Here is a 22,434-nt window from a genome sequence, read left to right as displayed (position 1 = left end):
GAGAAAGTACGCGTTCGAGGCCCTGATGGTTGCCGCGAGCGCGGGGTTGATCCTGTCCTCGTGCGCAGCCCCGTCATCCGACGCTCCGATCGCCGAGGAACTGTCGTGGAGCGAGATCGAACAGCAAGCGCAGGGGAAAACAGTCTCACTGTGGATGTACGGCGGTGACGAACAGGGCAATACGTACGTCGACAACGTCCTCACCCCCGCCGCCGCAGCCGCTGGTGTCACGCTGCGTCGTGTGCCCGTCGAGTCCACCACCGACGCCGTCAACCGGATTCTCTCCGAGCGGCAAGCAGGTGTCACCGACGGCGAGGTCGACCTGGTGTGGGTCAACGGCGCAAATTTCGGGACCGGGCAGCAGGCAGGCGCGTGGCTCTGCGGTTGGACGCAGAATCTGCCGAACATGGAGTACACGGACCCCGAAGATCCGCTGCTGAGCAGTGATTTCGGCACTCCCGTGGACAATTGCGAAGCACCCTGGCACAAGGCGCAGTTCACGCTCGTCTACAACTCGGCGGCAGTAGCTGACCCGCCCCGCACGTTGGACGAAGTATTCGAATGGGCGGAGGCCAACCCCGGCCGCTTCACCTATCCTGCGCCGCCGGATTTCACCGGTTCGGTATTCGTCCGCGAGGCACTGGTGAACGAGTCCGGTGGCGTCGAGAAGGTCCCTACCCAGTTCGATCAAGACACCTACGATTTTCTCGCGCCGGCCGTGTTCGATCGGCTGAACACCCTTGCACCGTCGCTCTGGCGCGAGGGCACCACGTATCCGCAGTCATCCAGCGAACTCGACGACTTGTATGCCGGCGGGCAGGTGGACATGACCATGACCTATGGGCCCGCGACGCTGCCACAACTTGTTGCCGACGGCACCTATCCCCCCGAGACGCGCATCCTGACCCTCGATGAGGGCACCGTCGGCAATGCGAGCTTCCTGGCGATCCCGTCGACGTCGGGGCAGTCCGCGGCAGCGCAGGTCGTGGCGAACATCGCGTTGTCGCCGGAGCAGCAGCTCGCCAAGTCCGAACCAGATGTATGGGGCCAGTTCACTGTGCTCGATGCCTCGCGTCTGACACCGGAAGTCAGGGCGCAGTTCGAGGCGCTCCCGTCATCCCCGGTCCTACCGCCGTACGAGGAGCTCTCGGCCAACGCGCATCCCGAACTGGCCGCGGAGTGGGTCACGCCACTGGACGAGGGGTGGCGGCGATCCGTTCTCGCGGGGCGATGAGCGAACGAAAGGTACGCAGCACCCTCGGGGTGCTTCCCGCGGTGATTCTGGTTGTGCTGGTTGTCGGCGGTGGCCTCGGGGCGGCCCTGCTGCAGAGTCTCGGACTGATGCCGCTGGTAGGACAGCCCGTCCTGTCACTCGATGCCTACTCTGCACTCGGAGGAGATCTCTGGCGTTCCATCGTGCTCACCCTCACCGTGGCGACGGTCTCGACTCTCCTGGCTGTCGTCATCGGTCTCGCAGCGGCACTGACGGTGCTGTCCGGCCGTCGAACGGCGTTGGTCGCCGCGGCGCTGACGTTGGCCGTACCCCATCTGATCGGTGCGGCCGCCATGGGTTTGCTGCTCGCCGACTCGGGACTACTCCCGCGCATCTTCGGGCTCACCGATGGCGGATGGCCGGAGCTGGTGGGTGGGCGCTGGTGGATTGCCGTCGCACTCGAATACGCCTGGAAGGAATCGGCATTCGTCGCCATCGTCGTGGCCGGCACCTTGGCAACTCGGGTGGCAGGATTCGACGAGACTGCTGCGACGCTCGGGGCGGGAAGATGGGCTCGTTTTCGTCTGGTCACCCTGCCGTTGGTGCGTCCCGCGTTGACGGCGTCGGCGGCGATTACCTTCACGTATATCGTCGGATCCTACGAAGTAGCACGAATCCTCGGTCGCCCCTATCCGGAGCCGTTGTCCGTCATGGCAATTCGATTGTTCACCTCCATCGACCTCGCTGCCCGTCCCCAAGCTGCGGCCGCAGCGATGGTCGCCGCCGCACTGGCGATTGTCGTGGCCACGGTGGCGCTCAACTATCTCCGTAGATCGGCGGTCTGGAAATGACGGCGGTGCGGCCTGCGGGACGGGCACTTCTGGTTGTCTGGTTCGCACTACCCCTCATCCCGGTAGCTGTGTGGGCGGTGAGCAATCAGTGGTCTTTTCCCGCTGTGCTGCCGCAGGAATGGGGAGTGGACGGAGTGCGCAGCGCCGTCGCGTCCGGCGGGATAGAAGCCTTCGTGAGGTCTACGGGTCTCGCCCTGACTGTCGCCGCGGTCGCAACGCCGTTGGGAGCATTCGCGGCCCGGGCCCTCGTGCGGGGGAATGTGCACTTCCCTGGCATTGTCGCGGCAATACTGTTCGCTCCACTGGCACTACCGCCCTTCGCGGTGGCGCTGGGATTGAATGTGTTGATCCTGCGCGCGCGAATTCCGAGCACCCTGGCAGTGGTCGTGCTGCTCACCGTGGCAGCGATCCCTTACACCACATACTTGATGCGGGTGGCGTTCGGTGCCTACGACCCTGGGTACGAAGAGGAAGCGCGATTGTTGGGTGCCTCGAAGTCGATGGTCCTGCGACAGATAAGGATTCCGTTGTTGGCACCAGCCTTGTCCGGCGCCGCTCTGCTGGCCTTTCTCGTGGGGTGGAGCGATTATGTGATCACGTTGCTGGTCGGCGGCGGCAGGCTGGTGACGGTGCCGATATTGGTGGCCTCGTTCGCTGCGGGCACCGGAAACGACGCCGTCGTGGCGGCCCTGTCGATCGCAGCCGTGCTGCCCCCTCTGGTGCTCGTCATTCTGCTTTCTCGACTCGGAAGGCGGGCTGCCCGATGAGTGTCGAGCTATCGGTTCACGGACTCACCAAAGTTCATCCAGGCCAAAAGAATCCAGCGCTGACATCATTGAATCTGACGGTTCGTCCAGGTTCGTGCACAGTAATACTCGGCCCGTCCGGCTCTGGGAAGAGCACCGCACTGCGGTTGATCGCCGGACTCGATAAGCCATCGGCGGGAACCGTCTGCATCGATGGTGCCGACATCACCGAGATCCCGGCCGAGGAACGTGGCGTCGGGATGGTGTTTCAACGCCCGATGCTCTTTCCGCATATGTCCGTCGTCGACAACATCGGTTTCGCCTACCGTGCCGCAGGCCAGACCCGACGCCATGCCCGCGAGCACGCACGTCGATATCTCGATCTGGTTCATCTCGGCGACATCGGTGATCGATCGGTATCCGATATCTCTGGCGGTCAAGCACAACGAGTGGCGTTGGCCAGATCCCTCGCCGGTTCACCGCGGGTGCTGCTTCTCGACGAGCCTTTCAGCGCGCTCGATCCCCTCCTGCGGACGGAGATGCACGACCTCGTTCGGGAGATTCGCACCGAACTCGACCAAACGCTCGTACTCGTCACTCACGATCAACAAGAAGCTGCGGCACTGGCCGATTCGGTAGCCGTACTCATCGACGGCGAACTGCAGCACCATTCCGATGTCACATCCGCCTACACCCGACCCAGCACGCTGGCAGTCAACCGGCTCATGGGCGGGATCAACGAGATCGACGGGCACCTGGAAAGTGGAGTTCACCATTCCGCGATCGGGGATTTCGAGGTCGATGTCGCCTTCGGTGAAGGTCGGGCCGTTTTGTTGCTCCGCCACGAAATGATCCGTGTGGTCGACACTTCCGAGGTTCAGGGTGTGGTGTCGGCCCTACGGCCGATCGGATTCCGCAGCATCGCCGATGTGAGAATCGGCGGGGTCACCGTCAAGGTAGAAATACCCGCGGGAGCGACGACGCGGGTGGGCGAGGAAATTTCATTGGAGATTCCGCCCGAGGCGAGGGCTGTGGTCTTCCGCTGATCATCAGCCACAGCATCCGGGCGGACGTGCCACCGTCAAAGGAAGGAGGCGGCGCAGTTCCTGGTTCTCCCCCGGATCGAGCACCGAATGTTGTACACACGCCGGCACCAGTTCACCGGTCTCGGGATGCGCCATCGAATAGGTGCACGCTGCCAGCCGCTCCTGCGTTTCGAGCATCACGGGATCGGTGGCTGCCACACCAGACTGCATCAACGTCCATGCAGGAGCCACATTCTCGGCATCCATGAAGCGATGCACGACGAACGTCATCGGGCGCACTTCTTTGCGGAGCAATGCCACAAAAAGCGTTCGAGGGCCGCCGCATCGACGCAGTACGCTCGCAGCCCACTTCACCGCCACGACAACACCATACGGATAACCCACCAGCACCCGTAGCAATTTCAGAACCAAGGTAAGCGGACCGGAGCCGCCGAAGTTCACACCGCCCAGATGGGTGAAGAATTCTTCGCGGGCACGCTCCTCGACCTTCGACGTCACCTCGAGAAACGGATACCACCGACGACCGACCATGAATCCCAAAGCTGTTCGGTTACAACGCGGATCACCGAACTGGATCGCCGAGAACGAAATCGGTTGTCCCATGCCGAGTTCGATCTGCTCCCAGACCGTATCGATGTCGATCTCGCGGTAGTCGCCGTGCCATCGTCGCTCGTCGCCGACGAATGCCGCGGGCTGGAAAGAAACCATCGAGTAACCGCCCATGTCCACCACGTCGCCGACGACATCCGCGACCTCGTCGATGTTGTCGGGGGTGACGGTCATGTTGTGTGCGAGGTACGACGCAATGCCGTGTTCGCGTTTCAAGCGGGTGAACATCTCCGCGAACCGATGACGATAGGGTGTGAGCTCGGCTTCCGTTCGCGGGCACGGGATTCCGCTTCGTCCACGCATCAACTTGTCGAAGTGCGCCGCAAAGGAGACTCGGCCGAATCTGGCGTTGCCGTCGGCATCCAGGACGACGGCCTGCAGATACTCGTAGTCGAAGTCCCCATGTGTGAACGACATCGGCTCGCGTCCGTAGTCTCGCATGATCTGCAGCGCTGCAGCATGGTCGTCGGGAGCCAGCAAGCTGACCTCCCCGCCGATCAACTGTGCGTGTGCCCGCGGGCCTCGGCGCGATGCCAGGAATTTCAGTTGCGCTCTTATCTCACGGAGGGTGTGCTCGCCGTCGACACGGACTTTGTTCGCATCGGCGCTGTGATAGCACGGGCTACAGGTGAGATTGCACTTCGGAAACACTCCGTGAGTGCCCTCACATCCGACGGCATGCCGACCGAGCGTCTGTGCCGGTGTTCGTGCCGCCGAGGGTAGAGCCGCCCACCTCGCGTCCAACGCAGATCGGGTTCTCGGATCGACCGGCCTGTAGCGAAGCTCGATCCGACGCGCGTAAGCCCGGGCCTTCTTCCACACTGTCGGGCTCGTTGTCTTCACAGTCAGGTAACCCGATGTGGACTGTTCATCCTTCCAGTGTGCGCGAACATGAGACGGTCACGGCGACATCCCGAGGCGACCTAGGTTGCCGAGTCAATGAACCTTCGGCATGGTGGAGGTATGACCGACAACGCAAAGATCACTGTCGAACGCACCATCGAGGCTCCCGTCGACGCAGTCTTCGATGTCCTGTCCAATCCCGAGCGACACCAATCGCTCGACGGCTCCGGTTTCATCCGCGGCGTGGACCATGCCGATCGGATCCAGAAGGTCGGCGAGGTGTTCACGATGAACATGGCGGGCGATCACATGGGCGGCGACTACCAAACCGACAATCATGTTTCGGGATACGCGAAAGACAAGTTGCTGGCCTGGAAGACCGCGCCGGCAGGCACGGAGCCTCCCGGATGGGAGTGGTTGTGGGAACTGGAGTCGCAGGGGCCGAACGAGACTTTGGTGCGCCACACCTACGACTGGTCGAAAGTGACCGACAAGAAGCTGCTCGAGCAGGTCAAGTTCCCGCTCGTCACCAAGGAGCAGCTCGCGGACACCCTGGGTCGACTGGCAGCCGAGGCTACTTCCTGACCGACCCCTTCACTCTTACCGGGCTTCGTCGATCGATGCACCGAAACTAGAGTGGTCTCATGAGCACGGGTGCAGGACGTTTCGCTCCCAGTCCGTCGGGAGATCTGCACCTGGGAAATCTGCGCACTGCACTTCTGGCCTGGTTGTTCGCCCGATCGACCGGTCGGAAGTTTCTGATGCGAATGGAAGATCTCGATCGCGTCCGCCCCGGCGCCGAGGAGCGCCAACTCGCCGATCTGCACGCGATAGGCCTCGACTGGGACGGCGCGATCTTCCGCCAGTCTCAACGCACCGCGTTGTACGAGGGTGCGATCACGTCGCTGCAGGAGTCGGGGCGGACCTACGAGTGCTTCTGCACCCGTAAGGAGATTCTCGAGGCGGCATCGGCGCCGCACGCGCCGGACGGGGCGTACCCGGGGACGTGCCGAAACCTCACCTCGACCGAGAAAGCGTCGATGTCGCGCTCTCCTGCGCTGAGATTGCGGTCCGAGGTGACCGACTTCTCTGTCGACGACGCGTTACTAGGCCGATTTCACGGGCTCGTCGATGATTTTGTGCTCCGCCGAGCGGACGGTGTTGCGGCATACAACCTTGCTGTCGTCGTCGACGATGGCGAGCAAGGCATCGACCAGGTTGTTCGTGGTGACGACTTGTTGGCGTCCTCGCCGCGCCAGGCCTACCTTGCTTCTCTGCTCCAATTACCCACTCTCACTTATGTGCATGTGCCGCTCGCACTCAATGCTCAGGGGCGCAGGCTCGCCAAACGCGATGGTGCGGTCACCCTGGAGGATCAAGCTGCGCTCGGCCTCGGCCCACACGATGTGCTGGCAGTTCTGGCGCAGTCACTGGAGTTGGCGGGCCCGAACGAACCTGTCACGACGACAGAACTGCTGGCTCGTTGGAATCCGAACTCGCTGCCGCGCACGCCCTGGATATTCGAGACATAAGGGATATCGACTCGGCAGTGATTCGGACCCGGGGATTGAGCGTGTTTGGATAGGGCACGTGACAGTTCCGCAGACCCCAGACGAACCCGATACCGTAGCGCAGTTCGCGCACGTGAGCCGTGGTTACTATCCGACAATCGTGGCCCTGTTCGTGGCGACACTGATCATCTCGAATGTGTCGGCCAGCAAGGGCGTCGCATTCTTCGGTGACAGCGAAGTCTTCCTCGGCCCGCTCCAGATCCTCCCGATCAATACGGACGGGGCGTTCTTCCTCTTCCCATTGGCGTACATCCTCGGCGACGTGCTCAGCGAGGTGTACGGGTTCAAGGCGACGAGGCGCGCAATCTATCTCGGCTTCGGGTCGATTACTTTGGCCGCCCTCTGCTTCTGGGTCACCATCGAACTGCCGGCCGCGAGCTTCTACGAGAATCAGCAGTCACTGGAAACCGTCGTCGGGGTCGTTCCTCGACTGGTCATTGCTGGTCTGGCCGGCTACTTCGTTGGCCAGATGCTCAATTCATTGGTGCTGGTGGCCATCAAGGAATGCACCAAGGAGAAGCATCTGTGGGCGCGGCTCATCGGTTCGACCGTTGTCGGTGAATTCTTCGACACCCTCATCTTCTGCTCCATCGCGGCCGGAGTCATCGGAATCAGCACGTGGGCGGATTTCATCAACTACGTCATAGTCGGATTCCTGTGGAAGACGCTCATGGAGGTCTTGCTTCTACCTGTCACCTACCGGGTGATCGGGTACATCAAGAAGCGCGAGCCCAGCTACCAGGTCGTGTAAGCGGCCCGCAGATCTGCCCACGAAAAGGGGCCCGACCATTGCTTGGTCGGGCCCTTCTTTCACCCACAACCAAGCCGTTAACCACTGAGCCATTGACAAATGGCGCGGTCCATACGATTCTTTTCGTATGACCTCGTCCTACAACGCTCGTGCCGTCGTAACCGGCGCGGGGAGCGGCATCGGCCGCGCCTTCGCCATCGAACTGGCTGCCCGCGGCGGAGAAGTGATCTGCGCCGACATCTCGCTCACTCGGGCACAAGAAACTGCCGCGATGATCGACGGTTACGCCGTGGCCTGCGACGTCGCCATCCGCGAACAAGTCGAAGAATTAGCACTCTTCGCCGAGCTGACCTTCGGAAGCGCACCCACCCTGGTCGTCAACAACGCCGGCGTCGGAATCGGCGGAAAGCCCGTCGGCGACATCGGTTTCGAGGACTGGAACTGGGCCCTCGGAATCAACCTGTGGGGTGTCGTCCACGGCTGCGAAGTTTTCCTGCCCGCAATCGAAGCCGCGGGCGAAGGCGGTTTCATCAACGTCGCCTCGGCCGCCGGATTTGCCGCTGCCCCGTTCATGGCGCCCTACAACGTCGGCAAGGCCGCGGTCATTTCACTGTCGGAAACGATGGCCGCCGAACTATCCGGCACCGGCGTGAAGGTCACCGTTCTGTGCCCGACGTTCGTCAAGACCAATGTCGCCCTCGACGGCCGGATCACCGGCGCGGCATCGACATTGGCCGAGAACCTCATGCGCTCTACCGGTTTCACGCCCCGAAAGATCGCCGTCGACACCCTGAACAAATACGACCGCGGACGCCTGTACGTCGTTCCCCAACTCGACGCCAAGATCATCTGGCGCCTCAAACGAATCGCTCCAGCTCTCTATACCCGCGCCCTCGGGTTGCTCGGACGGCTGGCACCACAGGAAACCACCGAGAAGGCAGGAGTTTGACATGGCATTCGATTTCGAGGACATGCTCGTCAAGATCAAGGACAAGCAGTGGGCCTTGGCCGACATCGACTGGGATGCGCCGGGAGCGGAGACGATCGGTCCCGAACTCTGGACCAAGCTCAAGCCTTTCATGTCCGATCTGATGTGGATCGAAAATGTCGGAGCCCGCGGGTTCGCCGCGATGGCGACGAAAGCCCCCACCGAGACCCTGAAAGAGATCTACACCTACTTCCACGCGGAGGAACAGAAGCACGCGAATGCCGAACTCGCGCTGATGAGGCGCTGGGGGATGCTCGACGGTGACGAGATTCCCCAGCCCAACATCAACGTCAAGCTTGTCATCGACTGGCTCGACAAGTATTCGGACCAGACCTCGCTCGCCGTTCTGGGTACGGTGATCCCGATGCTCGAAGTTGCTCTCGACGGTGCACTGGTGAAATTCATCGTCGACGAGATCGACGACCCGGTCTGCCAGGAGGTGTTCAAACGCATCAACTCCGACGAATCACGGCACCTCGCAGTCGATTTCCAGGTGATCGAACTTCTCGGCCATGCCAAGATGCGCAAAATCCTCGTCGAGACTGTCGGGGCGTGGATGAAACCGTCACTGATCATCGGCACCCTCCGGTATATCCCGCTGCTCAACAAGATGCGAGACAACATCGTGGACATGGGTGTCGACGAGCAACGGCTGTACACCGCTATGGGCCGATTCAAAAAAGTCGGGGAAAGAAGCGAATTCCCCAGGCGGCTACCGATGTACCGGTTCATCAGCTGGCATTCTGGGGTGGTAATCGACCGAGCCCACCCGTACCACAAGCTCGCCGACGGCCTTGTCCGCCTCACTTCGAAATACCCCAAGCGGTTGCTACGCCCCCAGCCAACCTGGTCCAAAGAACTCACCTACGAGCCTGTCGCGTGAACGAGACGTTGAATGTTGCCATCATCGGCGGTGGCTTCGCAGGGATCGGCACTGCAATCCGGTTGAAGCAGAAGGGTGTCGAAGACTTCGCACTTCTCGAGCGAGGCGCTTCGGCCGGCGGCACATGGCGCGACAACACCTACCCGGGTGCCGCGTGCGATATCCCGTCGCGGCTGTACTCGTACAGTTTCGCTCCCAATCCCGACTGGTCGCACACATACTCGGGAAGCGCGGAGATCCTCGGGTACATCGAGCACATGGTCGAAGAGTTCGACCTGCGGCCACACTTTCGATTCGGCCACAACGTCAACGACGTGCGCTGGAATGACGCAACGTCGCTGTGGGACATCACCTTCGACGCCCAACCGCCAATGCATGCTCGCACCGTCGTCATGGCGTCGGGACCTTTGGCCAATGTGAGCTTTCCGGCAATCAGAGGTCTCGACACCTTCACCGGCCACAAGATCCACAGTGCCCGCTGGGACCACGATTACGACTTCACCGACAAAAAGGTCGCCGTCATCGGCACCGGCGCGTCCGGTGTTCAGATCGTCCCCGAGTTGGTCAAAGTTGCCAAGTCGGTCAAAGTCTTTCAGCGCACGCCAGGGTGGGCATTGCCCCGAGTCAACTTCGAGACGAGGCAGACCACCAAGGACCTCTACCGACGTTTTCCCACAGCGCAGACAGCAGCACGGAAGGCCTGGTTCTGGGGCCGCGAGTCCGTCGCTCTGGGTGTGGTGTGGAATTCTCCCCTGACTCGCGTCGTGGAAGCCGTCGGGAAAGTGCACTTGCGACGCCAGGTCGCAGACCCTTGGCTACGTCGTCAACTCACCCCGGATTTCAGAGCGGGTTGTAAGCGGTTGCTGATGACGAGTGAGTTCTACCCAGCTTTGCAGAAGGACAATTGCACGCTCGTCACCTGGCCGATCGCCACACTGGCGCCTGACGGCATCAGGACGGTAGAAGGTATCGAGCACCAAGCCGACGTCATCGTGTTCGCGACGGGTTTCGACGTGTGCAAGACGGGCACCCCCGTTCCGATCCGAGGCAGGGGCGGGCGAGTGTTGTCCGACGAGTGGAGCGGTGGGGCAAAGGCATACAAGTCCGTTTCGGTAGCTGGATACCCGAACATGTACTTCACGTTCGGCCCCAACTCCGGCCCTGGGCACAGCTCGGCGTTGGTCTACATGGAAGCCCAGATCGACTACCTCGTCGACGCGATTTCGCACGCGTTAGCCCGTGATCTCGTCCTCGATGTCCGAGAGGACCGTCAACGCGACTACAACGACGATCTGCAGAAGCGGTTGCAGCACACGACATGGAATTCCGGTTGCTCCAGTTGGTATCTCACCGAGGACGGCTTCAACGCAACGATGTTCCCCGGGTTCGCGACGCAGTACGTCGGACAATTGAGGGCAGTCGACTACGACGATTACGCCGTGAGCGAGTACCGGCCTCTCTCGCGGTCATCTAGGTGAACTTCTAAGTGAACTTCTAAGTGAACACAGCATCACGTAGTCGAATTATTGCCTCGACTCCACATGGGCAATACGAGGAACGATGCGAAGAAGAAGCACAACGCGCCGACGAAGGTGCCGGTGTTGGCGAGGGTCGAGTCGACCGTGGCACCGTCCGGGGTGACGAAGGCAGCCACCGCGGAGACGCCGAATGCGAGACACCCGATCAAGTTGATCTGCCCGGACCACCAGTCGGCCGCCCTCGGGTCCCAGAACTTTCGGGCGTGGGTATACGCGATGATCACCAGTACCCCGCTGATGAGGAAAGCGACCGAGCCTCCCGCATCCGGACTCCAGACGAGGCGTTTCTCTTGGGTGACCGATCGTGACTGCAGCGCAGCGGTGGTGCTGACGTTGAACAACAAAGTACCGACGAATTGCGTTGCGGCGGCCAACCACTCGGCGCGGACCATGACACCGGACCCGTAAGAGACCGTTGTCTTGACCGCGCCGCTTCTGACCAGCTGAATGAATGCAGCCGCCGTGAAGAACCATGCGCCGACGAAGTAACAGATATTGGCCGCCGAAGCACCGGCCCAGGTACCGAATCCTGGGGCAGAACCCAAGGCGAACAGTGAAGAGCCGATCATGAAGCTCACACACTGCTTGTACAAAGTGGGCGTCAGGAGCGCAGCGTGCCAACGCGGTGTTTCCGCAGCAATACTCATGCAACCACCTCCGGTCTATTCAGTGATGGAAGTGGGATCCTTCGCCCACCCGAGGCATCGGCGCAGTGAGGCTGTCGAGGAAGGTGACTTCGCCCTCGAGATCCCTCAGCAGGGCCTCTGCGAGGTCGAAGCTCAATCCGGTACGAACGACAATGCGCTGAACGGTCATATCTTCCAGATCATCGGCCATCGGATAGGCCGGCACGAGCCAGCCTTTCATCCGAAGCCGATCGGATAGGTCGTACAGGTTCCAGGTGTCGGTGTACCCCTCTTTAAGACGCCATGCGAAAACCGGAATCGTGTCACCCTTACTGACCAGTTCGAAGGGTCCGATCTCAGCAATCTTCGACGAAAGATGTTGCGCTACATCGAGTGAACTTTGCTGCACTTGACGGAACCCCTCGAAGCCCAAACGCAGGAACATGTAGTACTGCAGCAGTACCTGTGCTCCCGGCCGTGAGAAGTTGAGTGCCAGGGTCGGCATATCTCCCCCTAGGTAGCTGCAGTGGAAGACCATACTCGCAGGCAGTGCTTCTTCGTCTCGCCAGACGATCCAGCCGACGCCGGGGTACACCAGACCGAACTTGTGTCCCGAGGTGTTGATCGACGCCACCCGTGCGACACGGAAGTCCCATTCCAGATCGGGTTGGCAGAACGGGGCAATCATGGCTCCCGATGCGCCGTCTACGTGGATCCGAACATCGAGCCCGGTATCGGCCTGGATCGCGTCGAGCTTCTCCGCGATCGCGGCAACCGGCTCGTACATGCCGGTGTAGGTCTGTCCCATGATCGCGACCACGCCGATCGTGTTCTCGTCCACATACTTCTCCAGCTCGTACCCGTCGAGAACCATGTGGTCCTTACTGATCGGAACCCACCGCGGCTCGACCTCGAAATAGTTGCAGAACTTCTCCCAGCACACCTGAACTGCGGTGGACAATACGATGTTCGGCGTCTCGGTCGACTTCCCCTCCGCTTTGCGACGACCTTGCCAGCGCCGCTTGAGTGCGAGTCCACCGAGCATGCACGCCTCCGAAGAACCGATGGTCGAGGTACCGATAGCGTTGTCGATGTCGGGACTGTGCCACAGGTTGCCCAATATCTTCCAGCAGCGCTCCTCGATTGCGGCTGTTTGTGGGTACTCGTCCTTGTCGATCATGTTCTTGTCGACGGTTTCGCTGTAGAGCTTCTTGGCCTCGTCGTCCATCCACGTGCTGACGAAGGTCGCAAGGTTGAGCCGCGCGTTACCGTCGAGCATCGCCTCGTCGTGCACGATCTGATAAGCGGTCTCCGGCAGACTCATGTCGTCTGGGATCCTGAATTTTGGTAGCTCGGTGGCTTCACCCGGCCTGACGAACACCGTGTTCATAGAGAGCACGTCACCGAGGTTGGTGGTCTGTCGAGCATTGGTGTGATGTTTGGTCATGACTTCTACTTTCGCTCGTGTTGGCCAGGTTCGGGGGTTACTTCGTGTGTTCAGACAGCCGGATGAGTCGTTAGACCTCGATCGGCGGGTACAGGCGATCCATGGTGTATTGCCGGTTACGTTTCGCCGACCACGATGAGATGGCCAGGCTCGCGAAGGTAATCCCCGTCAGCACCGCAGTGGCTACCCAGAGTCTGGAGTCGATTCCACCGACGGTGAGCTCCCGTAAACCATTGACGGTGTACGTCATCGGGTCCGCATAGTGGATGTATTGAAACGGCAGTGCGGTGGTCTGCACTGGGTAGATGCCACCGGAAGACACCAGTTGCAGCATCAAAAATGCCAGGGTCACTACGCGACCAACCGCGGTACCGAAGGCTGCGTTGAACATCTGAATGAGTGCCATGAATGTTGCGACTACCAGTAGCAGGAAGAAGAATGTCGCGATCGGATGGACGGCCCTGAGTCCGACCCCGAACGTCACCACTCCATAGAGAATAGCTGCCTGTACAAAGCCGATCACGAACGCAGGAGCGTATGAGGCCAGTACAACTCGGAGCGGTGACAACCCTTGAATGATCGGTCGCGATTGCAAGGGCGTCAACAACATCCAAGTAATGATGCCGCCGACGAACAGCGCGAGAGACATGAAGAACGGCGAGAACCCAGTTCCGAAAGTCGGGGCCTCATTTGTGTACTGCTCTTTCAACTGCACCGGTTGGGCGAGCGTTCCGGCGAGCTGCTGCTTCTCTTGGTCGCTCCATGACGGCAGCGCGCTGACACCTTCGTTGAGCCCGGCGGCCAATTCGTCGGCGCCGGCAGATAACTTTACCGTGCCACTTGTCAGCTCGTTGGCACCATCACTGAGCTGCACCAGCCCACTACTCAATGTGTCTGCACCCGTACTCAACTCATTTGCTGCCGAACGTGCTGCCTGGATATCGTTTTGCAGACCGCCGGTCTCGAACAGATTCATGGCAATCCGCACTGGGCTCTGTGGATTCCCGAGTTGCTCGGCGAGGATCTGCGTATCTGCACGGACCTGCGTCAGCTGATTGTTCGCATCCGGCCCCAGCCCTTCGGTGGACAGGTACTGCTGCGCCGGCACGAGTGCAGCGCCGAGAGACTGCATGAGCGGATCGGCGCTGGCCTGTAACTGAGCCACCACGGAACTGACCGCAGAGCTGGCCTGAGACTGACTGTTGGCCGCTGCAACCAGCTGATCTGCAACGGCACCCGAGGTCGAACCGAGCCGGTCGGCAGTGCTTGTTATTTCCGCCGCGCTCAAGCCAGCGTTCCCAGAGCTGTTGAGTGCCGTCAATATTGGATCGGTGGCGCTGATAAGCGCGCTGTCCAATTCGTCGAGCCCCCCGGCCAGCTGAGCCGATCCATCTTTGGCAGTCACCAAATTGGTCGAAAGTTCGGTTGCACCGGTATTGGCAGTCTTCAATCCACCACTGAGTTCATTGGCACCATCCGCGGCCTGCTTGACCTTCCCACCCAACGAGCCCGCATCTTTGAGGACGATGCCGAACGTCTGCGCACCGACCTGAGCGCCGACCTGATTGACGACCTGCTGTGCCGCGTCTTGACCGATCACTGTCGCCAGATAGTTGTTCGCGTCGTTGTAAGTAAAGACCAAGTCGGCGGACGATGGAGCACTACTGGTGGGGGAGGCGATGGCCTCACTGAAATTCTCGGGCAAGGTGATGGAGAAGTAGTACTTTCCTGACGCAACCCCCTCTTTGGCCTCCTCGGCCGAGACTTCGTTCAGGTCGAGCTGTTTGGACTCGATCAGCCCTTGCACTACCTGATCGCCGGCTTTGAGAGGTTGGCCTTCGACAACGGCACCTCGATCATCGTTGACCAAAGCCACCGGCATCTTGTCGGCTGCACCGAACGGGTTCCAGAATGCCCACAGATACATCGCCCCGTAGAGCAGTGGCATCAGCATGATGACGACCAGCGCGAGGCGTGGCATGCGCCCTCGGTAGTACCGTTTGAAGTCGCTCCCAGGCGAAATGGCGGCAAACATGTCTCAGGTCCGATCTTCCTGGTCGAAGCCACCCGACTGCACGTCGGTGAGGTTGTCCACGGCGACTACGTCGCGAACCCCGTGTTCCGGGCTCACTGGGTTGATGTCGGCGGTAATCACAGTCTGAGTCCGCCCCAGAGACACCAATCTGTCGAGCAGAATTCGACTGTTGTCTATCCGCGCCAGCCTGTCGACTCCACCGATCACAAGCAACGGAGGCTGATGGAGGTTTGCCACCGCTATTCGAAACAGCGCGGCAGTCAGTTCCGGCAACTCCTCGACGTACGCGTCCATCGAGGGCAACGGAAGTTCACCGAACAGTGGCCGGCAGATCTGTTCCAGATCACCCTCGTTGGATTGGCGGACCCACTTGTACCACGGTGCCCGCCAGCGGATCTGCTCGGTGACGACGTCGCGCACACTGATCGTCTGCTCTATCTCGTCGATCTCGTCGATGAAACCGATAGCGGCCTGATCGAACAAGAATGTGACGGCATCGGCCCGGCCGAACGAAGTCAATTTTCCGGTTGTCGGCTTCATTCGACCGGCGAGGGTGAGCAACAGCGCCGTTCGGCCACGACCGCCTGGTCCTGACAGGACGGTTACTCCTCCCTCGAACACGCGAAGACTGACCGGACCGTAGATATGCCCCCAGGAGGCGTCGACACCGATCTCTTCGGCTTCGATGACCGCACTGTCGTACAAGCCGGTGTCGGAGTCGACTCCGTTGGCATCGGCGGTGTTGGTATCGGCGGTGTCATAAATGCCGGTTTCGTAGTCGGCAGCCCCTTGCGGCTGTTGCCACGGGTCGATTGTGGTCATCTCGGGTCACCCGGTGCGGACAGAGCAGGCATTTCTTTGCCCTTCGTTCGAGCTGATGTTTCCTCGCACCGTCCACGTCCGAGGACGGAGTAGCGCACATGCTGCGTAACAGGCGATTTCGAAAACTACAACGTGTTTTTGCAGATCTCGCCATTCTTGATGATCATTTTCACGTTCTTCTCAGGATCGGCAATGACGGAGAGATCATCGACCGGGTTGCCGTCGATCAACAGCACATCAGCCCAAGCTCCTTCGGCGATGACGCCCAGCTTTGCTGCACTGTAAGAGTTGCGCGCGCCCGCCATCTCGAACAATCCCGCGTTGCCGGAGGTCAACATTTTGAGGGCTTCGACGTTGCTGTAATGGTCACCGAGCCTGGCGGCCATCGTGCTCTGCAGTGGTGCCGATTGGGGCTCCAGCAGCAAGTCCGTACCGAATGCCACCTTGACTCCATACTTCTTGGCCCACCCGTAAACATCGTCAGTGCCTCGGCAGATCTGGCGATTCTTCTCCGAACGGTCAGGATCGGGGTAGTGGTGATCGGCCTCGGCGAACGGCTGCATCGACAACCACAGTTCCTTTTCCCCGATCAACGCAATCGTGTCCTCGTCCGCGAGGTGACCGTGCTCGATCGATCTCACGCCCGCGTCGATGGCGCGTCGAATGCCGGGCACTGTGTAGACGTGCGTGGCGACGTAGGTGCCATAGTCTTCAGCGGCCTGGACGGCCGCACGAATCTCCTCGGGCGTGAACTGGAGAGTATAAAGAGGGTCGTACATCGACGCCGCACCTCCACCGACGGTGAGCTTGATTTGCGACGCCCCCTTTCGGAGCTGCTCGCGTACTGCCGCAAGCACCCGGTCGACGCCGTCGGCCACTCGCGTGAAACCGATTGAATCCGTCCGGCTTTCACTGCCGCCGAATGGAAGTGGAGTCTCGTAGACGAAGGCAAAGTCAGCGTGCCCCGAAGTTTGCGAAATCATCGCTTGACTTGGGAAGATGCGTGGCCCGACAAAATCACCGCGGTCGATCACTGTTTTCACGGGAGCTGTATCACCGCCCATATCTCGCACAGTGGTGAACCCACGCAACAACATTCGTTTGGCCTCGGAAATGGTATTTGCAAACAACAGCCCCGTCGGTCCAGTCACGAAATCGAGGTAGCCGTTTGCGTTGCCCATCAAGTGCACGTGGGCATCGCTCATTCCCGGCATCAGAAAGCGGCCCCCTCCGTCGATGACGGTGGTCTCCCGGCCGGTTTCATCCCCAATGGGTGATGTCGAAACGGCCGTAATATGTGCCCCTTCGATAAGGACGTCCGCATTTTCCGTCAGCTTGTCGGCAATGCCGTCGAAGACGCGAACATTTCTGATGATGGTCCGCTTCTCTGCGGCACTGGAGGTCGGCATGTCGAGGAATATAACTCAGATAACAGTCATATCCGGGCTTATCGGTTAAACAAACCGATAAGCTAGATTATGCATTCCATACGTACCGAGCGCTGGTCACAGCCCCCCCATACGAGCTGCAGTAATTGATTGTCACAATTCATGATCTTTTCGCGACGTTCGAATCACCACCAGATCCTCGACTATCGTGGTCGCCGCAACCAATATTCTTTACTTTGCAACAATTCGACCGACTTCGGAACGACAAAGGACAGCCGTCAATTCCGACATAAAGCGAAGGCCGACTGGCGAACCACGCCATCCTTCCCCTCGATCCGTATGATTACCGATACTCGCCTACTGTGAGGCAAGCACCAACGCGATCGATCAGGGAGCCAAGAGATGCCCGCCTCCACAGAAGAAGCTCCGAACGTCGAGCACGCGCCCCTCGATGAAAACAACCAACCACCGAACAAGGTTCGCTTCGGACGGGCTCGACACTGGCTGGCCAGGTTCAGTCCAATCGGTTTGATATTCGCCCTGGCGTTCTACTGCTGGTCCATGTCCCCGTCACTGCTACCACGCCCCTGGAGCCTCCAGGCTGTTGCCAGCGGCGTGAGTGCGGCGATCGGCTACGGTTTAGGAGTCCTGGTTCTTTGGCTCCTCCACAAATGTGGGCTGACCCGACAGTGGACACCGCGATGGCAGCGGGCCGGTTGGATCACGATCGGAATCGTGGCTCTGGTCGTGATTCCCTCCTTTCTCGTACTCGGATCGTGGTGGCAGGACATCTCCCGCGAACTGGTTGGTATCGAGCCTGGCAGCAACTGGGACTACTTTGGAGTATTTGCCGTCGGCGCAGTGGTCTTCCTGCTCTGCATACTCATCGGACGCGGTCTTCGGCAGCTCGTGCACCTACTCGACCGATTCGTCGATCGATTCCTACCCGCACCCATTGCGCTGGGCGTCAGTGCGCTCGTCGTAACTGTGATCGTGGTGCTCATGATCGAAGGCATTCTCTCGACGGGAATTTCGCGTATCGCCAATGGTTCTGCCGCCGTAGCAGACAAGGGCACAGCCGACGGAGTGGTTCAGCCTACTTCGCCAGAACGCTCAGGGTCTCCGGAGTCGCTCGAGAGCTGGGATTCGCTCGGGCGTGAAGGCCGGACGTTCGTGGCAGACGGACCGGACGCGGCACAAATCGCCGAAATTACAGGAGCTGCTGCGCTCGAGCCGATCCGGGTGTACGCCGGTCGAGTTTCGGTAGACGCCGATGGTCTCGACGAGAGCCGAAACGTCGTCGACTCACTTGCCGACAATGTTGTCGCCGAGCTCGACCGGACCGGCGCGTTCGATCGAGAGTATCTTGCAGTGGCCACCACCACCGGGCGTGGTTGGGTGAATCAGAATGTGGCTGCATCACTCGAATACCTGTCCGGCGGCAATTCTGCGATTGCGGCGATGCAGTACTCGTTCCTGCCGAGTCCCTTGGCATTCCTTGCGGATCGGAAGACACCCAAGCTTGCCGGGCGCGCGTTGTTCGAAGCGGTGTACGCCCGGTGGAGCAAGCAACCCCCTGAGCAGCGGCCCAAGCTATTGGTGTTCGGGGAGTCCTTGGGTTCGTATGGCGCGCAGGATGCATTCTCCGGCGCCCAAGACATCATTGCCCGAACTGACGGCGCCCTATTCGTCGGCACCCCCAATTTCACCGAGCAGTGGCGGCAGATCACCGATTCCCGAGATCCCGGTAGTCGTGAAATCCTGCCCGTTGTTTACGGTGGCGAAAATGTACGCTTTGCCTCGACTCCCGCCGACCTTGATGCACCGGGGCTCGGCGAGTGGGATTCGCCGCGCATCGTGTACTGGCAGCATGCAAGCGATCCCATCGTGTGGTGGTCACCGAGCCTGCTCCTCAACAAACCCGACTGGCTCGACGAGCCACGCGGCGAAGACATCGACAAGGGTATGACCTGGGTGCCGTTTGTCTCGTTCTGGCAGGTCACCCTGGACATGGTGTTCGCTGCCGAGGTTCCGTACGGCCACGGCCACGCCTACGGCCCAGAAGCGGTCTACTTCTGGAACCAGATCCTCGGCATCGATAACCAGGAACTGTCGGACCGTATTTTTACGGAGCTCGATAACTGAGCAGCGTAGATATTCTTTCTGACACGCAACTCGAAGTCACGGCGTCACTATCGCAAAGTTCGGATCGGGCGCGTCGAGGTAACTTGCCAATTCCGCCAGCAGGCTCGGATCGCCGTCGACGCGTACCTTTCCGTCCGAGATCATTGCACTGAGGTCCATCCCGCCGAGCAATATACCGATCAGGTCAGGCCGGGTCAGGTGGAAAACGGTGTCTCCTCGAGGTGCATCGTGATCAAGGTCGAAGTGAACCAAAAGGCCGTTACGCAACGCCGTTCGGTGGACCAGCTCTTCGTCCGTGATGTCCCAGTCCAGCACGATGTCGGCCGACCACGCCCGTGGCCCGTCGACACGCAGTGCGATGGCGTCGAAAATCTGCCCGACAGTGAGCGCGCCGAGTATGTCGGGGGCAGCAGCGACGATCGGTGTGCCGACGTTGCCAAGCCTCAACTCGTATGCACCCATCAGGTAGAAATTGCGCCAAGTGCCGTTCTCACAGCCGAATCCGAGCTGTTCGAAGGTATCGGCCTGAAGAGTACGGGCGTCGGAATTGTCCGGCTCCGCGAACAGTACATAGTTCAAAACCTGCGCAGTCCAGCGAAAGTCGCCACTATCGAACGTCTCTCGCGCCTTCCGGAGCACTTCCGCGGAACCACCCATGAAGTCGACGTGCCGTACTGCGGAGTCGACGGGAGTGTGCTCCCACAGCAAAGCTGGATTGCCCTCGAACCATCCCATGTACCGCTGGTAGATGGCTTTGACATTGTGGCTGACCGATCCGTAGTAACCCCTGGTGTGCCAGGCGCGAGCTATGGCTGGAGGCAACTCGATTTCTTCAGCGATCTCGGTACCCGTCAACCCCTGATTGATCCGCCGCACCGTCTGGTCGTGAAGATATCCGTACAGATCGCGTTGGAGTGCCAGAAATTCGGTCAGCCGCTCCGTCCCCCAGGTGGGCCAATGATGTGAAGCGAACAGCACATCCGATGTGGATGCATACCGGTTGATCGACTCGGTGAGATATACGGACCACACATGCGGATCGCGTACGAGAGCGCCACGCAGAGTCAATAGATTGTGCAGGGTATGGGTTGCATTCTCGGCCATACACAAGGCGCGCAGATCCGGGAAGTAGAAGTTCATCTCCGCCGGAGCCTCGGTTCCCGGTGTGAGCTGGAATTCGATCCGCACACCGTCGACTGTCTCCATATGACCTGACCGGTCGATGGAGACAGTCGGCGAAATCAGCGTCGGTGTACCTGTCGACGTCGTCAAACCAAGACCTGCCCCCACCGCCCCCAGAGGATTGCGCGGTAGCGCAGCTCCATACATATAGGCTGCACGGCGAGCCATTGCTGTTCCCGCATAGACGTTCTCTTCCACAGCGTGTTCGACGAATCCGGCAGGCGCCACTACCGGGCACCGGCCGGCCTCGACGTCCTCCACGGTGGTGACACCCTTGATACCGCCGAAATGGTCGATGTGACTGTGACTGATGATGACACCGGTGACAGGACGTTCGCCGCGATGGGCCCGGTAGAGAGCGAGTCCTGCCGCTGCTGTCTCCGCCGAGATCAGCGGATCGATGACGATGACCCCGCGGTCACCCTCGATCAACGTCAGATTCGAAACATCCAGACCTCGGATTTGGTACACCCGATCGCACACTTCGAACAAACCCTGTTTGGCGCACAGCTGCGATTGACGCCACAAGCTGGGATGCACTGTCGGTGGACACGCGTCTTCGAGGAACGCGAAAGAATCGCAGTCCCAGACAACAGACCCGGCAGCATCGGTGATGGCGCCGGGCTGTAGCGCAGCGACAAACCCCCGATCTGCATCCGCGAAGTCCTGCTCGTCGGAGAAGGGCAGGGTGCGCAATGCGTCTTCGTGCACGGCTCGCACCGTTGGTGTAGCGCCGGTGTCAGTGGACATAGCTTCCTTTCGGTCCGACCGTCTCCTGCTTCCGTAGGACCTCGACCGTGGTGATGGCATACCTGTGCGGTCGCGACCGAAGAGTGAAACAGGACCTCGTTCGACAGTACTAACTTCGAACGATCTCCACCTCACACCATTCGGGTGACCTGAGATCGATACCACCGAGAACTACTCGTCACAGGCATCGACTTCCGCAGAAGTCAGCCGCGCTACGGTGTACAAAGCAGCCAGGTAAGCGAAAGGATCTTCGGTGGAATATCGGATCGACGATCTTGCGCATGCCGCGGGCACGACCTCCCGTAACGTCCGGGCATACCGTGAGCGGGGACTTCTTCAGCCGCCGGAGAAACGCGGGCGCGTCGGGATCTACGACGACTCACATCTCGCACGATTGCGGCTCATCGATCTCCTTCTTCAACGTGGATTCACCACCAGCCATATCAGCGACTTCATCACCGGCTGGGAGAACGGCAAGGATCTCGCCGAAGTACTCGGCTTGCAGAATGCAGTAACCGAGCAATGGTCGAAGGACGACACCGTCGAGGTTCCACTCTCGCTCGTCGACGAATTCCTGGGTGACAGTGGCCAACTGACGCGCCTACAGTCACTCGGCCTTGCACGAGTCGAGGGCGACACCTGCGTCTTCACCGATCCGGAACTCCTCGGAAGTTTCTCGTCACTGTCCGAGTACGGTTTGACGATCGGTCAGCTCATCGACGTCCACGAGCGCATTCACGCCGCCGTCGACGGCATCGCCAAAGATATGATCGGTACCGCAAAGAAACACATCACCGACGTGCACGGCGAAGGCTGGCTGCCGGGTGACGATGAAGTCGGTGCCACTGCGGACATGCTGGTCAAGATGCGTGAGCTCGCCGTTCATTCGGTGAACGCGACCCTCGCGCGAGCGCTCGACGAGAACCTCGGGCGCGAACTCGGCGACTACCTCGCCCAAGCTATGGAACAAAAAGCTGAGCATCAGGACCAGGCCTGAGCC

General features: G+C 60.4%; 19 protein-coding genes. 12 read left to right on the top strand and 7 right to left on the bottom strand.

All coding sequences use genetic code 11. The annotated features are described in order from the left end of the window. Positions 1–25: 25 nt before the first annotated feature. The 4 genes from O1W68_RS07145 to O1W68_RS07130 are packed head-to-tail and all read left to right on the top strand — an operon-like array spanning position 26 to position 3,856. Positions 26–1,234 (top strand): ABC transporter substrate-binding protein, encoded by a 1,209-nt coding sequence (locus O1W68_RS07145; RefSeq protein WP_269302218.1) that lies wholly within the window; start codon positions 26–28, stop codon positions 1,232–1,234. Then, positions 1,231–2,064, top strand: a complete 834-nt coding sequence (locus O1W68_RS07140) for an ABC transporter permease (RefSeq protein WP_269302217.1) — start codon at positions 1,231–1,233, stop codon at positions 2,062–2,064. The genes O1W68_RS07145 and O1W68_RS07140 overlap by 4 nt, the downstream gene beginning before the upstream one ends. Next, entirely contained in the window at positions 2,061–2,831 is a 771-nt protein-coding gene (locus O1W68_RS07135) for an ABC transporter permease (RefSeq protein WP_269302216.1), read from the top strand. Before O1W68_RS07140 ends, O1W68_RS07135 begins: the two co-directional genes overlap by 4 nt. Beyond that, complete coding sequence (locus O1W68_RS07130) at positions 2,828–3,856, top strand: ABC transporter ATP-binding protein (RefSeq protein ID WP_269302215.1); 1,029 nt, start codon at positions 2,828–2,830, stop codon at positions 3,854–3,856. The genes O1W68_RS07135 and O1W68_RS07130 overlap by 4 nt, the downstream gene beginning before the upstream one ends. Before the next feature lie 3 nt (positions 3,857–3,859). Here the strand turns inward: O1W68_RS07130 and O1W68_RS07125 are convergent, their stop codons facing one another. Then, complete coding sequence (locus O1W68_RS07125; protein WP_269302214.1) at positions 3,860–5,308, bottom strand: radical SAM domain-containing protein; 1,449 nt, start codon at positions 5,306–5,308, stop codon at positions 3,860–3,862. 120 nt (positions 5,309–5,428) lie between these two features. Between O1W68_RS07125 and O1W68_RS07120 the strand changes: the two genes are divergently transcribed. From O1W68_RS07120 to O1W68_RS07095, 6 genes are all read left to right on the top strand, one after another. Further along, on the top strand, positions 5,429–5,893 hold the full coding sequence (locus tag O1W68_RS07120; protein WP_269302213.1) for an SRPBCC family protein: 465 nt from the start codon (positions 5,429–5,431) through the stop codon (positions 5,891–5,893). A 59-nt stretch (positions 5,894–5,952) separates the two neighbouring features. After that, positions 5,953–6,840, top strand: coding sequence for a tRNA glutamyl-Q(34) synthetase GluQRS (gene gluQRS / locus O1W68_RS07115; RefSeq protein WP_269302212.1), 888 nt, complete (start codon positions 5,953–5,955; stop codon positions 6,838–6,840). Between the two features lie 58 nt (positions 6,841–6,898). Next, positions 6,899–7,630: a queuosine precursor transporter gene (locus tag O1W68_RS07110; protein ID WP_269302209.1), complete on the top strand. Its 732-nt coding sequence runs from the start codon at positions 6,899–6,901 to the stop codon at positions 7,628–7,630. A 127-nt stretch (positions 7,631–7,757) separates the two neighbouring features. Beyond that, positions 7,758–8,579: an SDR family NAD(P)-dependent oxidoreductase gene (locus O1W68_RS07105; protein ID WP_269302207.1), complete on the top strand. Its 822-nt coding sequence runs from the start codon at positions 7,758–7,760 to the stop codon at positions 8,577–8,579. A gap of 1 nt (position 8,580) precedes the next feature. Then, a complete protein-coding gene (locus O1W68_RS07100; RefSeq protein ID WP_269302205.1) occupies positions 8,581–9,501 on the top strand; it encodes a ferritin-like domain-containing protein in 921 nt (306 codons plus the stop codon). After that, entirely contained in the window at positions 9,498–10,979 is a 1,482-nt protein-coding gene (locus O1W68_RS07095; protein ID WP_269302203.1) for a flavin-containing monooxygenase, read from the top strand. Before O1W68_RS07100 ends, O1W68_RS07095 begins: the two co-directional genes overlap by 4 nt. Positions 10,980–11,011: 32 nt before the next feature. Here O1W68_RS07095 and O1W68_RS07090 read toward each other — a convergent pair whose 3' ends face one another. The 5 genes from O1W68_RS07090 to O1W68_RS07070 form a co-directional block, all read right to left on the bottom strand. Then, entirely contained in the window at positions 11,012–11,686 is a 675-nt protein-coding gene (locus O1W68_RS07090) for a hypothetical protein (RefSeq protein WP_269302201.1), read from the bottom strand. 19 nt (positions 11,687–11,705) lie between these two features. Further along, positions 11,706–13,112 (bottom strand): glutamate decarboxylase, encoded by a 1,407-nt coding sequence (locus O1W68_RS07085; protein ID WP_269302199.1) that lies wholly within the window; start codon positions 13,110–13,112, stop codon positions 11,706–11,708. A 70-nt stretch (positions 13,113–13,182) separates the two neighbouring features. Next, positions 13,183–15,147: a YhgE/Pip domain-containing protein gene (locus O1W68_RS07080; protein ID WP_269302197.1), complete on the bottom strand. Its 1,965-nt coding sequence runs from the start codon at positions 15,145–15,147 to the stop codon at positions 13,183–13,185. Between the two features lie 3 nt (positions 15,148–15,150). Further along, positions 15,151–15,969 (bottom strand): ATP-binding cassette domain-containing protein, encoded by an 819-nt coding sequence (locus O1W68_RS07075; RefSeq protein WP_269302195.1) that lies wholly within the window; start codon positions 15,967–15,969, stop codon positions 15,151–15,153. Between the two features lie 125 nt (positions 15,970–16,094). Next, a complete protein-coding gene (locus O1W68_RS07070; protein ID WP_269302193.1) occupies positions 16,095–17,378 on the bottom strand; it encodes a metal-dependent hydrolase family protein in 1,284 nt (427 codons plus the stop codon). 381 nt (positions 17,379–17,759) lie between these two features. Between O1W68_RS07070 and O1W68_RS07065 the strand changes: the two genes are divergently transcribed. Further along, positions 17,760–19,502 carry an alpha/beta hydrolase gene (locus O1W68_RS07065; RefSeq protein WP_269302191.1) on the top strand — a complete coding sequence of 581 codons (1,743 nt, stop codon included), beginning with the start codon at positions 17,760–17,762 and terminating at the stop codon, positions 19,500–19,502. A gap of 36 nt (positions 19,503–19,538) precedes the next feature. On the opposite strand, the gene O1W68_RS07060 is transcribed toward O1W68_RS07065, so the two are convergent. Continuing rightward, positions 19,539–21,434, bottom strand: coding sequence for an alkyl/aryl-sulfatase (locus tag O1W68_RS07060; protein ID WP_269302189.1), 1,896 nt, complete (start codon positions 21,432–21,434; stop codon positions 19,539–19,541). 253 nt (positions 21,435–21,687) lie between these two features. Here O1W68_RS07060 and O1W68_RS07055 point away from each other — a divergent pair, with 253 nt between their 5' ends. Further along, the gene (locus O1W68_RS07055; protein ID WP_269302187.1) at positions 21,688–22,431 is read left to right on the top strand and encodes a MerR family transcriptional regulator; all 744 of its coding nucleotides are present in this window, start codon (positions 21,688–21,690) and stop codon (positions 22,429–22,431) included. The last annotated feature ends 3 nt before the right edge of the window (positions 22,432–22,434 follow it).

The organism is Rhodococcus sp. H36-A4, from assembly GCF_027158005.1.
Classification (GTDB): Bacteria; Actinomycetota; Actinomycetes; order Mycobacteriales; family Mycobacteriaceae; genus Rhodococcoides.
This window is presented reverse-complemented; position numbering and strand designations above follow the sequence as displayed.